This is a genomic window from Veillonella caviae (assembly GCF_003992125.1).
GTDB classification, from domain to species: Bacteria; Bacillota; Negativicutes; order Veillonellales; family Veillonellaceae; genus Veillonella; species Veillonella caviae.
This window is the reverse complement of the sequence record NZ_RQUY01000004.1, coordinates 31,261-46,332: the sequence shown is the minus strand read 5'-3', so window position 1 is coordinate 46,332 and position 15,072 is coordinate 31,261. Positions and strand designations below refer to the sequence as shown.

The window sequence follows — 15,072 nt, the reverse complement described above, 5'->3', positions numbered from 1 at the left end:
GAATGCATTGCATTCAAACAAGGTGGTACCGCGATTTATAGAACGTATCGGTCTTAGTCCGATGATATAGAACTGTAAACTCGTCCTTGACGTTAGATTGTCATGGGCGAGTTTTTTTATTGGCTATGCCAGATGGAGGTTCTTATGATGAAGCCAAGTATTGACCGTGTGAAAGCGATAGCACCTGGTTACGATATTGTGCCTGTGTATATGGAGATTTTGTCCGATGTGCGGACACCAATTAGTGTACTTAAAGCGTTGAAACAAGTGTCTGGACATACTTATTTATTAGAAAGTGCGGATAATAGTAATCATTGGGGGCGCTATTCTTTCTTGGGATATGATCCTAAGATTGAGCTGTTCTGTAAAAATCATCAAATGACTATCAAAGATAGTGTGACGCGTACATTTCCATGTTCTGACCCAGCAGGGGAAATTCGTAATATTTTGAACCAATATAAGAGTCCTCGTCTCGAAGAATTGCCTACTTTCACCGGTGGTTTCGTCGGTTATTTTGCATGTGAATACATTCGCTATATTGAGCCTACCCTCGATTTCCACGTGCCAGATGATGATGCGGCGATGGTTAATGATGTTGATTTGATGCTCTTTGACAAGGTCATTGCATTCGATCATTATAAAAATAAAATTTATCTTATCGCCAATATTGGCACCGATGATATTGAAAGAAATTACCGCAAAGCGGAAATCGAATTGAAAGCATTAGCAGACCTAGTGAAATATGGGGAAGAAGCAGATGTGCCAAGAGGGGTATTGAAATCTGAGTTTACGTCGGAGTTTACAAAGGATGAATTTGAAGCGGTGGTGAAGAAAACCCAACATTACATCAAGGAAGGGGATATTTTCCAAGCCGTTGTATCCAATCGCCGTGAAGCGCAGTTTGAAGGGAGCTTGCTCAATGCCTATCGTGTGCTTCGTACCATTAACCCATCGCCATATATGTTTTATCTATCTGGTGGGGATGTGGAATTGACAGGTGCTTCTCCAGAGACATTGGTGAAACTTACAGATGGAACCTTGTATACATTCCCTATTGCAGGCACTATGCCACGAGGGAAAACAGAGGCTGAAGATAAGGCGATTGAGCAAAAACTCATTACTGATGAGAAGGAATTGGCAGAGCATAATATGCTCGTCGATTTAGGTCGTAATGATTTAGGTAAAATTTCTACATTCGGTTCTGTGAAAGTAGACGCACTTCATCAATTACAACGATTTTCTCATGTAATCCATATTACAAGTACTGTAACAGGTCATATTCAAGAGGGCCGTGATGCCTTAGATGCTATTGGTGCTACATTACCAGCTGGCACCTTGTCGGGGGCACCGAAGATTAGAGCATTGGAAATTTTACACGAATTAGAAAAAAGCCCTCGTGGTGTTTACGGTGGTGCAGTGGGCTATATTGATTTTGCTGGTAATATGGACGTATGTATTGGTATCCGTATGGCTATGAATAAAGGTGGCCGCGTATTTGTTCGCTCTGGTGGTGGTATCGTACGAGATAGTGTACCTGAGAATGAATATAATGAAACAATTTATAAGGCCCAATCTATGGTAACCGCTATTACACAAGCACAGGAGGTAGAATAATGGTACTCCTTATTGATAATTACGACAGCTTTTCTTTTAATCTTTACCAACTGGTCGGTTCCATTGATCCTGATATTAAAGTCATCCGTAGCGATGAATTAACAGTAGACGAAATTCGGGCGTTACAACCAGACTATGTTATCTTATCGCCAGGACCTGGTCGCCCAGCTGATGCAGGTGTATATGAAGACTTGCTACGGCAGTGTAAAGGGGAATTTCCCATTCTCGGCGTATGCCTTGGTCATCAAGCCATCGGTGAAGTATTCGGTGGTACCGTATCTTATGCAAAGCAAGTGATGCATGGTAAACAAAGCATTGCTAAACAAGTACATCCATCTAAATTATTGGCTAATATACCAGAAGAATTTCCTGTAGCTAGATATCATTCATTGGCCATTTTGGATGACACCATACCTGAAGCGTTAATCGTTACATCTATTACAGCAGATGGCGAAGTGATGAGCGTAGAACATAAAGACTATCCAATTTACGGTGTACAATTTCATCCAGAATCTATTATGACACCGAATGGGGAACAAATGATTCGCAATTTCTTATCTAAATAAATGAGCCTATTGCTCAAGCTACTACTATTTCAAGATAAATTGTAATGGTAGTAGATATAAAGGAGTTATATATGATACAAGAAGCATTATATAAGGTTACACATAACCAAGATTTATCTTATGATTTAGCGAAGGTTACGATGAATCAAATTATGTCAGGTGAAATAGAAGCGGTGCCGATGGCTGGCTTTTTATGTGCTTTAGCGGCTAAGGGTGCCACTGTAGAGGAAGTGACGGCTTTTGCTACTGTTATGCGTGAAAAAGCTGGTGCTGTACCACACGAAGGAACTGTGCTAGAAATCGTTGGAACTGGTGGTGATGAAGCGAATACTTTCAATATTTCTACTACTGCTAGTTTTATTATCGCTGCCGCTGGCGTTCCAGTAGCGAAACATGGTAATCGCAGTGTATCTAGCAAATGTGGCGCTGCAGATTTAATCGAAGCCTTAGGCGGTAAATTAGAATTAGATGGCGCCCAAAACGAAGTAGTTCTTAATAAGACCAATATGTGCTTTATGTTTGCTCCAGTGTATCACCAAGCTATGAAATATGCTGGTCCTGTGCGCAAGGCGTTAGGGGTTCGCACGGTGTTCAATATTTTAGGTCCTTTGGCAAACCCTGCAGGGGCAACTGTAGAACTGATGGGTGTTTACGACAAATCCTTGGTGGAACCGTTGGCACAAGTATTATCTAATCTTGGCGTAAAACGTGGTGCTGTAGTTCATGGATTCGATGGTCTTGATGAAATTACCGCTACTGGTAAAAGTTATATTTGTGAAATCAACAATGGTACTTTTAAATCCTATGAATTTGATCCAAAGGATTACGGATTTGACTATGCCACACAAGATGAGCTTGTTGGTGGCGATGCTGCTGTGAATGCAGATATTACTCGCCGTATTCTTGGTGGTGAGCAAGACGGTAAACGGACTGCAGTGTTATTAAATGCAGGCATGGCTATTTACCTAGGCAAAGACGATATAACTTTAGAAGAAGGGCTTCGTATTGCCAAAGATATGATTGATTCAGGAAAAGCGTTGGCTACACTAGAAGAATTTGTAAGAACTACACAAAACGTATAATTATATAAGATGTACCCTATATATGATAGAATACAGCGTGTTGTGATAAGTTACTGAATAGGCTTTCGCATTATTACAATGAGTTAATGACTTCATATGATGATAGTATACAGCGTGTTGTAGGGGGATTATATAGTACTATTGAATGTATTAGAGTACCTCATAGGATGTAAGAGAGGTTGTAATGATATTAGATAGAATCGTAGAATCTACGAAACATCGGGTGGCAGCGGAGAAATTAGAACAGCCCTTAGAAGATGTAAAAGCGGCGGCATTAGCCTTGCCTAGTGATACAGGATTTCCCTTTGAGGCGGCGTTGCGCCAACAAGATTTTAATTTTATTTGTGAAGTAAAAAAAGCATCTCCTTCAAAAGGCATTATTGCTGAGCATTTTCCTTATCTAGAGATTGCTAAGGAATATGAATTAGCTGGTGCTGCTGCTATTTCGGTATTAACAGAACCGGAGTTTTTCAAAGGTAGTAAACAGTATTTACAAGAGATTGCTGCAGCTGTAAATATTCCTGTGCTGCGCAAGGATTTCATCATCGATGAGTACCAAATTTATCAAGCTAAAATATGGGGCGCATCGGCTATTCTTTTGATTTGTGCGTGCCTTGATGTATCTGCATTGACAAGATTCCGTCAGTTGGCGGACTCTTTGGGATTGTCCGCCTTGGTGGAAGCCCATGATGCGGAAGAGGTGCAAATGGCTATCGATTGTGGTGCTCGTATTATTGGTGTGAACAATCGTAATCTCAAGGACTTTACCGTAGATGTGAATAACAGCGTGCGTCTTCGCAATTTGGTGGACGATGATGTTATATTTGTATCTGAAAGCGGTCTTGAAACACCTGAGGATATTCAAGTATTGCGGGACAATCATATTGGCGTCGCTTTGATGGGTGAAAGTTTTATGCGGGCCTCTAATAAAATAGAAAAATTAGCTTATTTATATGGTTCTATATACTATAAACCAGCTGTTAAGATTTGTGGCATTTCAAAGATAGAAACAATTCCTGCTATTGTAGAAGCTAAGCCAGATTACATGGGTCTTGTGTTTGCACCGAGTAAACGACAAGTGACAGTGGCAGAGGCGAAGGAACTGGTGTTAGAATTGCGCCGTAAAGAAAGTGCGTATATTAACATTGCCGCTCAAGCATGGTCTCAACAAGTAAAGGAATCTGATGCGGTTGATCTGAATGGGAATGATACAAATGGTTCTGATGTAGAACACGCATCACAGCGTATTAAGACTGTAGGTGTTTTCGTTAATGAAACCATAGAAAACATTGTGTCTGCAGTGGACATAGCAGGGCTTGATGTGGTGCAGTTACATGGTGATGAAGATGAAACTTTCATTCAAGTATTGAAAGAGAAAACCACAGCTGATATATGGAAAGCAGTACAGGTGTGTAATGCTGATGATGCAAAGGCTTGGCTAGATAGTGCGGCAGATATGCTCCTCTTTGATGCATATCACGAAGATGAACGGGGCGGCACAGGTCATAGCTTTGACTGGACTAGCCTTGATACAGTTGAGCGACCTTTTATGTTAGCTGGAGGTATCGATGCAACAAATGTAGCACGTGCCATCCGTACTGTTCGCCCTTATGGTATTGATATTAGCAGTGGCGTAGAAATAGAGGGGCGAAAAGATGCTCAACAAATTTCGGCTTTTATGGAGTTAGTAAGTGCTATTAATAAGTAGGCACTATAGTTTTCGTAGTTATTTAAGGAAGGTTGTTATATGAGCGAACAACAAAGACATGGCTATTTTGGTGAGTTTGGTGGCCAATTTATGCCTGAAACATTGATGAATGCCGTTATCGAATTAGAAGAGGCGTATAATACATATAAAAATGACCCAGAGTTTATCCGCGAATTAGAGGATTTGCATCGGACATATACGGGCCGTCCGTCCTTATTATATTTTGCAGAGCGCATGACTAATGATTTAGGCGGTGCTAAAATCTACTTGAAACGGGAAGATTTAAATCATACTGGTTCCCACAAACTAAATAATGTTATTGGTCAAATGTTATTGGCAAAACGAATGGGAAAAACTCGTGTTATCGCCGAAACAGGGGCCGGTCAACATGGTGTGGCAACGGCTACTGTAGCTGCTTTGATGGGTATGGAATGTGAAGTGTTCATGGGGGCTGAAGATTGCGAACGTCAAGCCCTCAATGTATATCGTATGGAACTGCTTGGTGCGAAGGTGCATCCTGTAACGAGTGGTACTAGCACGCTAAAGGATGCCGTTTCCGAAGCGATGCGGGAATGGACTAATCGCATGGCGGATACTCATTATGTGCTTGGCTCCGTTATGGGGGCCCATCCATTCCCACTCATCGTCCGAGATTTTCAATCTATCATCAGCCGTGAAGCGCGTGAGCAAATTCTCGCTGTAGAAGGTAAGTTGCCTACTGCGGTGATGGCTTGTGTAGGCGGTGGATCCAATGCTATCGGTATGTTCTATAATTTCATTCCTGATGAGAATGTAAAACTTATCGGTTGCGAGGCCGCCGGTCGCGGTATCGATACAGAAGAACATGCAGCAACGATGGCGAAGGGAACGGTAGGCATTTTCCACGGTATGAAATCTTATTTCTGCCAAGACGAAGATGGTCAAATTGCGCCGGTATATTCTATTTCTGCAGGCCTTGATTATCCTGGAATCGGCCCTGAGCATGCTCATTTGCGTGATAGTGGTCGTGCAGAATACGTGCCTGTAACAGATGATGAAGCAGTAGATGCTTTTGAATACTTGTCCCGTTTAGAAGGGATTATTCCTGCTATTGAAAGCGCCCATGCGGTGGCTCATGCACGAAAAATCGCCCCTACTATGAGTAAGGACGATATCATTATTATTTGTTTATCTGGTCGTGGCGATAAAGACGTAGCGGCTATGGCGAAATATAGAGGGGTGGACATTCATGAGTAAGATTCAGGACGCTTTTAAAAACGGCAAAGCATTCATTCCGTTCATCACTGCTGGTGACCACGGTATTGCTACAACAGAACGATATATTCGGACAATGGTGAAAGCTGGTGCGGATATGATTGAAATCGGTATTCCTTTTTCTGACCCTACTGCAGAAGGTCCGGTCATTCAAGCAGCGAGTACGCGTGCCCTTAGCACAGGTGTTAAAATTGATGATATTTTCGATATGGTACGCCGTTTGCGCACTGGTAATGATGCTATTACAATTCCATTAGTGTTCATGACCTATGTAAATCCTATTTACGTATACGGTTGTGAAAAATTCTTTGCCTACTGCGAAGCGGTGAACATCGCTGGTGTTATCGTACCAGACATGCCATTTGAAGAAAAAGGGGAACTCCAACATTTTGCATCAAAACATGGTGTAGAAGTAGTGTCCCTCATAGCACCGACTTCTGAAAATCGCATCGAAATGATTGCCAAAGAAGCAGAAGGCTTTGTATATTGTGTATCGTCCCTCGGAGTTACAGGTATGCGTAGCGAAATTAAAACAGATATTAAATCTATTGTTGATACTATCCGTAAATACACAGATATACCAGTAGCGGTGGGATTTGGCATCTCTACACCAGAACAAGCGGCAGCTATGGCAAAAGTATCTGACGGTGCTATCGTAGGATCTGCTATCGTGAAAATAGTGGCGGAACATGGCGATAAGGCTGATGATGTATTATTTGACTATGTGAAAGCTATGAAAGCTGCGGTTGCTCAGGCATGAGAACGTCAAAATAAAAAAGCTAGTGAAATACGATTATATTGTATCTTCAATAATAAAATCCCAGAAGTCTAGGTTTGATTATCTAGGCTTCTGGGATTTTTAACGTATGTATCAGGATTTTAAATAGTGTGTGTTGTTTATTTGTATGAGAGTTATTTTGATGTATGGGTGTGTTACATCAATATTGTGTGTTATGTGTGTGTTAAAAGAGGTATTTATGTGTGGACATAAATAATGTGTGTAAATAGTGTGTATTAGGGATTATTTTTGAAGTGGGCAATCTGTTTTGCGCTCTATATGTTGCTTGTTTTTGTGTTTCTCTTTCTTAGCTTTTTCTTTGTTATGTGTTTCTTTGTTGCTGTTCTCTTTGTTATAAGTGTCGGCTTTTTTTACATCATATTTATGTTGTTGTAACTCGTAATTTGGATAGTCCTTGTGGATGTCAGCAGCGCTAGCCGAGTTAATGCCTGTAGCTGCTAATAAACCAAAGGCAGCTAATAATAAAGATTTTTTTAACATATTCATAATCGTCTCCTTTAAAATCTTATATTTTATATTTCCAAAATACCTTACATTAGAATGTAATATATTATATTTTGTAGTATATTACAAAGTACTTTTTTATAAAAGGTATATCGGATACAACTATAGTGTAATGAATTGTAGTGAATATAAGATGAAGACAAAAAAGAAAAGTGATTATATATGATGAAAATTGTATTTGACATCAGCCTATTAAGGGCTCTATAATTATCTAGTATATAAATATTGCGTTGAAAAAGACGGCGTATTTCAGGATGGTTTAGCAGAGATCAAACTCATGGGCTGAAAGGTTTGAAAACCAGGAGATAGGCGAATCACTTTGGAGCAAGCAGGTAACTGCCGGTGAACACCGTTATATGTTAAAGTGGCTTTCACAGAGAGCATCGCACATCAATGGACTAGGGGCGATATTGGAATTACACAGTATCCTACGGACTAGAATGATTGAATAGGAGCGTTAGCTTTCATTATTACTAGTGAAGGTCAGTAGGGTGGTACCACGGATATAACGTCCGTCCCTTCGGGGACGGGCGATTTTTTATATAAAGGAGAATATCATGGATTACGGTAAAACATTACATTTGCCTGAAACGGAATTCCCAATGCGCGGCAATTTGCCGAAACGGGAACCGGAGATTTTGAAATTCTGGCAAGACAATGACATTTATAACAAACGTTTGGAGCTTCGCAAAGAAGGAAAACCATTCATTTTGCATGATGGCCCTCCATATGCAAATGGGAAATTACACATAGGTCATGCCCTCAATAAAACATTGAAGGACATTATTATGAAATACAAGACTATGACAGGTCATTACACTCGTTATATCCCAGGTTGGGATACGCATGGTTTGCCAATCGAGCATGCGGTTATCAAAAACACAGGTCTTAACCGTCATGAAATGGCGCCTCTTGATTTGCGCAATAAATGTAAGGAATATGCGTTAGAATGCGTAGAAAATCAAAAACAAGATTTTATCCGTTTCGGCGTATTAGGCGAGTGGGACCGTCCGTATTTGACATTACGTCCTGAGTTTGAAGTAAAACAATTAGGTATCTTCGGCGAAATGGCAAAACGAGGCCATATTTATAAAGGCCTTAAAACTGTATACTGGTGTACACATTGTGAAACGGCATTGGCAGAGGCGGAAATTGAATATGCTGAGAAAAAATCTTTCTCTATTTATGTAAAGTTCCCTTACGTGTCTGAGCAAAAAGTAACATTGCCAGCAGGTTTAAATCCTGAACAAGCTTATGCTGTTATTTGGACTACCACACCTTGGACAATGCCTGCTAACGTGGCTATTTCTGTAAATCCTGAATTGGAATATGGCTGGGTTAAAGTGGGCGATGAGTACTACTTGATGGCTACAGAACTTGTTGATGCGGCTATGAAGGACATCGGCATTGAAGCGTATGAAATCGTAAACCGTTTCTCTGGTGCAGATCTTGAATTAGCAGAGTTTAAACATCCATTCGTGGAACGTACATCTACTGTATTGTTAGGCGACCATGTAACTCTTGAGGCTGGTACCGGTTGTGTTCATACGGCACCTGCACATGGTGAAGACGACTTTAACATTGTTATGCGCTATAACAAAGAAGGCAAAACTGAGTTGCCTATCATTTCTTTAGTCAATGAAACTGGTAATTACACAAAACAAGTAGATGATAATCGTTATGGTGATACTGAATTCCCATTGGCGGGCGTAGAAATTCACGATGCAGAAGTGCCTGTTATTAAAATTTTAGCGCACAACAATGCATTGCTTCATAAATCTAGCCTTCGTCACCAATACGCACACTGCTGGCGTTGTAAAAATCCTGTTATCTACCGCGCGACTGAACAATGGTTCTCTTCCGTAGATGGTTATCGTCAACAGGCTCTCGACGCTATTGATAACCAAGTGCAATGGATTCCAAAATGGGGTCATGACCGCATTTTTAACATGGTTCGCGACCGCGGCGATTGGGTTATTTCCCGTCAACGTATTTGGGGCGTGCCAATTCCTATTTACTATTGTGAAAGCTGCGGCGAGCACATCATCAACGATGATACAATCCACGCATTACAAGAAAAAGTAGCCGTTGAAGGCTCTGATGCTTGGTGGGCACATTCTGCAAAAGAGTTGTTGCCACAAGGTTTTACATGTCCTCATTGCGGTCATGATGAATTCAAAAAAGAAACAGATATCATGGACGTATGGTTCGACTCTGGTTCCTCTTGGTCTGGTGTTTTAGAAACAAATGGCCTCGATGTACCATGTGCGATGTACCTAGAAGGTTCTGACCAACATCGCGGTTGGTTTAACTCTTCCTTGTTAACTGCAGTGGCAACAACAGGTAAGGCACCTTACAATTCCGTATTGACTCACGGCTTCGTTGTGGACGGCGAAGGTCGCAAAATGTCTAAATCTGTAGGTAATACAGTAGCACCTAGCGACATCATCGATGTATACGGCGCTGACGTTATGCGTTTGTGGGTATCCTCTGCAGATTACCAAGCAGACGTACGTTTGTCTAAAGACATTGTAAAACAATTGTCCGAAGTATATCGCAAAATTCGTAATACATTCCGTTTCTTGCTTGGCAATTTAGATGATTTCAATCCAAATACAGATACAGTAGCTTATGCTGATTTGTCTGAGTTTGATAAATGGGCGTTATTGCGCCTTGAAGAAGTGCGGGCAAAGGTAACAGAAGCATATGAAAATTACGAATTCCATATGTTGTACCATGCAATTCACAATTTCTGTACCGTAGACCTTAGCTCCATCTACCTAGATGTGATGAAGGATACTATGTATGCTGAAAGCAAAAACAAGGTAGCTCGTCGTTCTGCTCAAACAGCGATGTATGAAATCTTGAAAACATTGGTAGCTATGGTATCTCCAGTGCTTTCATTCACAGCTGAAGAAGTATGGAAATACATGCCAAAAGAAGACGGTATGCCTGAGTCTGTGATGCTCATCGATTGGCCACAAGGTCACCCAGAGCATTATAATCAAGCATTGGCAGATAAATGGAATCAATTGTTAGTATTGCGTAGCTCTATCCAAAAAGCATTGGAAACAGCACGGCAAAATAAAACAATCGGCCATCCATTGGATGCATCTATTACTGTATACGCATCTGGCGATGCTTTAGCAGCCCTCGAAGCCCTTGGCGAAGAAGGCCTTGCTAAGTTGGTTATCGTATCCGAAGCACATATCTCTACTGGTGAAGCACCTGCAGATGCGGTAGCAGACGAAGACACAGGCGTTGCTACAGTAGTTACTGCATCGGAACTCGAAAAATGCGAGCGTTGCTGGATTCACCGCGACTCTGTTGGTGCCGACAGTGAACATCCAACACTATGCCATCGTTGCGCAGAAGTAGTGAAAACATTAGGGGATTAATGATACAATAAAACGATTGATTGGACGATTGTATTGCTAGAATTAGAAGAGTCTAGTTGCAATAGAGGCAGTCGTTGAGGCGTAAATCTATAGTAGGATAAAAGAAAAGCGCAGATAGTTAGTTTTATTTACTAACTATCTGCGTTTTTGCTTGCCATATTCAATTTGATTAGTTAAAGCTACATTATACAGGAAATGAGTATGACTAAGAACAATATTTGCATTCTACATCAAAATTATTACAAAGTACCGCCTTCGTTATTGGCTTCGCCGCTAGACCACACTTTTGTGGCATAAATAGAGTTGAATAGAAGGGCTGCTTGGAGAGCTACTTGAGATAAGTTAGCTCCTAAGGAGCCTACGGTAGTGTCACCTGTTAGCGTTTGAATGGATAGAGCTGACCAATATATGATATTGGCGATGTTTACAAAAATCCACAAAGACCAATTTTCATTGTATTTGAAGATATAGAGAATTTGGGCAATAAAACTAATGACAAAATTAATGGAGTCAAAATATGGCAATTGACCACCTAACTGAGCTAATATGAACCAACCAATGGCCCAAGCGAGGATCGCTATAGCACAAACTTTTTTTCGTGTTCCAGGAGCAAAGGATTTTGTTTCTTGTGTTTTACCCCATAAGTACCAGCCGATAGGTTGAGAAATGACATACACAATGCCCATGGCAAAGGAACCGTAAGCTTGACTAATCCAAGCCACATAAGTCATGGCTATACATTGAATAACGCCAAAGAGGAATGAGATTTTTCGTCCTTTCATACCATATACGAGGCACAGCACACCGCAAATGCCGGAAATCATGCCAATAGTACTATCTGGTACGGCTATGAAGACAGCGATTTGTACAAGTAGTAAACATAGAACGTAAAAGATTTCAAAAGTTTTCCAATTTGTAAATAGTTGATTATATAACCAGTTATTAGATGTTGTTGTCATTAATGATTCTCCAATTCTTGATCCGATAAAATATTGAGAGCTATGAGGATTGACTGTTCCTCACCATGGGAAACGGAGTTCTCGTTATATACTAGATTATTGATGCCTTCTGTTATATCACCTTGGTAGAGTACTACATTATTAAGAATAGATAATGTGTGCAGTCCCCGTAAACGACCGATGACCATAAGAATGCCTGATTCCATATCGTCAGCTAAGATACCTTTGTTGGCCCAAAAGGATTCAACATCTTGATTGTTATCGCAATAAAATCCATCGTGAGAACGGATGATACCGTAATAGGCATTTGGCGCATGACGATGTGCTAAATTTAATAATATGGAAGAAGGCACAGCGGGATAGATTTCCGGTACATAGCGGCGAGATAAGCCATCGTCGCGAACAACACCTTCAGCGATAATCGTTTTACCTAAGCCAATAGCAGACTTCATAGCACCACAAGAACCGACGCGGATGATGTATTGAATACCAATATTATGTAATTCTTCGATACCAATACCTGCAGACGGTGCACCGATACCAGTAGACATGGCTAATATGCGCTGTCCTTTATAGGTTCCTACTACCGATTTGTACTCCCGATTGTAAGCGAGTGGCGTAGCATTGTCTAAATGAGCTGCGATGGTATCTACTCGTTTCGGATCGCCTACGATAATCGCCTTCGCTGTACCGATGCTGGATGTTAATTGAATGTGAGGTTGAGGGGCTTCCTGAACCTCTTGATAGTTATCTCTTGTTTCCATATAAGGACTCCTCAGTATAAAACTATATTTTATAATAAGTATATAAAATATACTATATTATTGTAAATGTTTAGGTACGGATATTTGTTTCCATTCCGATACATCAGGTACATCTAAGGTTTGTGTTGTTTTTTGCAACCAATAGTTCAGGGATATTTGGCTGTTAAAGTAGGTTTCAAATAAATAGGATTGTCCAGGAATATTTATGATATCACCGTCGTCAATAGGCATTTCTAGAGCTCCTTCTTTTAATAAAAGTTGGACGCGAAATGGATTGTGTTGATTTCCATGGTAAATGAAATAGGATGGGCCTATAAAATCGTGAGTCCGAATGTTGACTTGTTGATATCGTTTGGTTTTGATTCCATCTAAAGCGGCTTGAATCATAGCGGTTGCATCGTCGTAGTTTTCCAATAGGAATTGCTCGTTGTCTATATCTAGTACATAGTGCCATGTCGATGTTTCTTGTTCTTTTACAATTGCCCAGCCTTCCAAGGTGTTAGGAAGTCGTTCTTCGCAATACAATGTGTGGAGTATCTCATAGGTCTCGTCTTTTGTGCGGATAGTTTCGTAACTCAGCTCTTGCCCTTCATCGTAATGATAGCCATTCATTGTTAATTGGTATGTATTGTTTGGTATGGCTTTTACAGTGAGACCATATATGTTGCGGAGATAGTCCGTTATAGATACATATCTGCTATACCAGCTAAGACGTAGGGTCTTATGCTCTGTTAGGGCTTGTTCGATGGTAGACCAATCGTAGACTGTAGTGTCCCACAGTTGAGAGTCTTCTTTTACAGCTAGTCGAATGGCATTGCATGGATACGCTGGGTGTTTCAATCGAACTGTAGTTGTTGATTCCGTTATGCCTTCTTTGTAGGCCCAGTGGCCATTAATCTGCTTGAATGCTTGCAATCGTTCAGCCCCTTCATCATCAAGAGGTATGAAATTGCGGGGATGATCGGCGAAGCTTTCTAAGGATTCCTTATAACGCACTATATACAGGTGAGATTCTTCGTAATATTGAACGGCCTTGTCTAAATCAGGTTCGCCTGTAACATAGCCCTTTTCATAAGCGTAGCCCATAGCAACGCGAGTCAAAGCGCTAGTAATATCATAGAAGAGCTTGCGATGTTCTTTCTCTTTCGCTCGTTTCTCTTCTTCCAATACGCGCTGTAATGATTGAACGGCGTAGCGAATATTGGGCGATACTCCTGTGCCGTGGAGGCGGGTATAACTAATATAGGGTAAGGCGAAGAAGTAGCGCTCTTTGATAGCTGCGGTGTGAACTAAATCGGCAATGCGGCCCCAATCGAGAGGGAGGGATCCCATGTGGAATAGATAGGCGAAGGCTGCTTGTAGTGCAGCATACCCCGCATCGGGGAAGTTCCGCGATGCTGCTTTTGTATAGAGTTCTACAGCGCGTGCCGGGTCGAAAGGAATGGTGCGTTGGAATGTTTCGTCCTCATAAAAATGAAAGTAATAATCCGCTAATTCGCTGATACATTCGGACTGACCTTTGGAGGCTCCTTTGGTAAACCATGACAGTGCTTCGGTATAATCACCTCGTTCGTGCGCATCAAGGCCGGCGTAGAGCATCATCGTTGGATTACCTAGCTGGGCGGCTATTTTGGCAGTTGCTCTTGCCATTTCCAGATTGTTGGTATCGATATATATATTTCGTAAATTCCCTTGAAATAAGGCGAGCCCATTGTCGAGGGCTTGTGTAAACCAATAGGTGGCTTCTATGGTGGCAATATTCTTTAGTTCTTCATCGCTTATTGTGCCACGAAGAGCATGGATGGCAGAGCGGAGAGAACGGCTACTAGCGAATTTACTTAACCGCACTTTCCAAGATGACACAGACGGTTCGATACGATATTTTGCAGAGGAAATACGATGATAATCGCCCCAAAAATATACATTGCCCACCACATATTGGCAATAGGCATCGCCTTGTTTTGCGTGATTGAGGACAATGGTGAAAGCATCATTAAAATCGAGGCTCATGTCTTGTTGTACTGTTGGTGTTATAGCTCCAGAGATGCGCAAAGCCTGTAAGGTTCCGATAGGGCTTTTATGGCAGATACTAGCATGTAAATATTGATAGGTGCGCATATTGTCTTCGGGAAACTCTAATTCTTCTGGTGTGAATTGAGGCCCTGCATACACGCGCGCTAATAGGGCATAGGCATCGCCGACTTCTCGTTTCTCGGAGGCTGTTATGTTAGGTTGTAATGGTGTTTCGGCACAATTGGAATCATTCACAATAGTCTCTAATATACGCACTCCATCTTTAGCCTGTGCCTTATCATAGGACATAAATATCATCCGAAACACCTTATCTAACCGTTCCGTAAAGTACATCCATTTTCCTCCTTTCGATTATACATGCTTATTATATAACGTATGAACATAACCGGT

General features: G+C 41.2%; 11 protein-coding genes. 7 read left to right on the top strand and 4 right to left on the bottom strand.

The features are described 5' to 3' along the window. Positions 1-144 precede the first annotated feature (144 nt). The 6 genes from EO120_RS02440 (at position 145) to trpA (ending at position 6,984) form a co-directional block, all read left to right on the top strand. Entirely contained in the window at positions 145-1,614 is a 1,470-nt protein-coding gene (locus EO120_RS02440; RefSeq protein ID WP_127133922.1) for an anthranilate synthase component I family protein, read from the top strand. Next, on the top strand, positions 1,614-2,180 hold the full coding sequence (locus EO120_RS02435) for an anthranilate synthase component II (protein WP_127133921.1): 567 nt from the start codon (positions 1,614-1,616) through the stop codon (positions 2,178-2,180). Before EO120_RS02440 ends, EO120_RS02435 begins: the two co-directional genes overlap by 1 nt. A gap of 71 nt (positions 2,181-2,251) precedes the next feature. Further along, positions 2,252-3,262, top strand: a complete 1,011-nt coding sequence (gene trpD / locus EO120_RS02430; RefSeq protein ID WP_127133920.1) for an anthranilate phosphoribosyltransferase — start codon at positions 2,252-2,254, stop codon at positions 3,260-3,262. Positions 3,263-3,446: 184 nt separating this feature from the next. Continuing rightward, positions 3,447-4,970 (top strand): indole-3-glycerol phosphate synthase TrpC, encoded by a 1,524-nt coding sequence (trpC, locus tag EO120_RS02425; RefSeq protein ID WP_127133919.1) that lies wholly within the window; start codon positions 3,447-3,449, stop codon positions 4,968-4,970. Between the two features lie 39 nt (positions 4,971-5,009). Further along, a complete protein-coding gene (gene trpB, locus EO120_RS02420) occupies positions 5,010-6,206 on the top strand; it encodes a tryptophan synthase subunit beta (RefSeq protein ID WP_127133918.1) in 1,197 nt (398 codons plus the stop codon). Then, positions 6,199-6,984: a tryptophan synthase subunit alpha gene (trpA, locus tag EO120_RS02415; RefSeq protein WP_127133917.1), complete on the top strand. Its 786-nt coding sequence runs from the start codon at positions 6,199-6,201 to the stop codon at positions 6,982-6,984. The genes trpB and trpA overlap by 8 nt, the downstream gene beginning before the upstream one ends. Positions 6,985-7,245: 261 nt before the next feature. Here the strand turns inward: trpA and EO120_RS02410 are convergent, their stop codons facing one another. Then, positions 7,246-7,509, bottom strand: coding sequence for a hypothetical protein (locus EO120_RS02410; protein ID WP_127133916.1), 264 nt, complete (start codon positions 7,507-7,509; stop codon positions 7,246-7,248). A gap of 575 nt (positions 7,510-8,084) precedes the next feature. Here EO120_RS02410 and ileS point away from each other — a divergent pair. Next, on the top strand, positions 8,085-10,925 hold the full coding sequence (gene ileS / locus EO120_RS02405) for an isoleucine--tRNA ligase (protein ID WP_127133915.1): 2,841 nt from the start codon (positions 8,085-8,087) through the stop codon (positions 10,923-10,925). Positions 10,926-11,164: 239 nt separating this feature from the next. Here ileS and pnuC read toward each other — a convergent pair whose 3' ends face one another. The 3 genes from pnuC to EO120_RS02390 are packed head-to-tail and all read right to left on the bottom strand — an operon-like array spanning position 11,165 to position 15,015. Beyond that, positions 11,165-11,884, bottom strand: a complete 720-nt coding sequence (gene pnuC, locus EO120_RS02400) for a nicotinamide riboside transporter PnuC (protein WP_127133914.1) — start codon at positions 11,882-11,884, stop codon at positions 11,165-11,167. After that, positions 11,884-12,648: a nucleoside phosphorylase gene (locus EO120_RS02395; RefSeq protein ID WP_127133913.1), complete on the bottom strand. Its 765-nt coding sequence runs from the start codon at positions 12,646-12,648 to the stop codon at positions 11,884-11,886. The genes pnuC and EO120_RS02395 overlap by 1 nt, the downstream gene beginning before the upstream one ends. 57 nt (positions 12,649-12,705) lie before the next feature. After that, a complete protein-coding gene (locus EO120_RS02390) occupies positions 12,706-15,015 on the bottom strand; it encodes a tetratricopeptide repeat protein (protein WP_127133912.1) in 2,310 nt (769 codons plus the stop codon). Between the last annotated feature and the right edge of the window lie 57 nt (positions 15,016-15,072).

Excerpts from the sequence above, each read along its gene's own strand:
- trpB (WP_127133918.1), top strand. The coding sequence starts at position 5,010 with ATGAGCGAACAACAAAGACATGGCTATTTTGGTGAGTTTGGTGGCCAA.
- trpD (WP_127133920.1), top strand. The coding sequence starts at position 2,252 with ATGATACAAGAAGCATTATATAAGGTTACACATAACCAAGATTTATCT.
- EO120_RS02390 (WP_127133912.1), bottom strand. The coding sequence starts at position 15,015 with ATGTACTTTACGGAACGGTTAGATAAGGTGTTTCGGATGATATTTATG.
- EO120_RS02440 (WP_127133922.1), top strand. The coding sequence starts at position 145 with ATGATGAAGCCAAGTATTGACCGTGTGAAAGCGATAGCACCTGGTTAC.
- EO120_RS02395 (WP_127133913.1), bottom strand. The coding sequence starts at position 12,648 with ATGGAAACAAGAGATAACTATCAAGAGGTTCAGGAAGCCCCTCAACCT.
- pnuC (WP_127133914.1), bottom strand. The coding sequence starts at position 11,884 with ATGACAACAACATCTAATAACTGGTTATATAATCAACTATTTACAAAT.
- EO120_RS02435 (WP_127133921.1), top strand. The coding sequence starts at position 1,614 with ATGGTACTCCTTATTGATAATTACGACAGCTTTTCTTTTAATCTTTAC.
- EO120_RS02410 (WP_127133916.1), bottom strand. The coding sequence starts at position 7,509 with ATGAATATGTTAAAAAAATCTTTATTATTAGCTGCCTTTGGTTTATTA.
- ileS (WP_127133915.1), top strand. The coding sequence starts at position 8,085 with ATGGATTACGGTAAAACATTACATTTGCCTGAAACGGAATTCCCAATG.
- trpA (WP_127133917.1), top strand. The coding sequence starts at position 6,199 with ATGAGTAAGATTCAGGACGCTTTTAAAAACGGCAAAGCATTCATTCCG.
- trpC (WP_127133919.1), top strand. The coding sequence starts at position 3,447 with ATGATATTAGATAGAATCGTAGAATCTACGAAACATCGGGTGGCAGCG.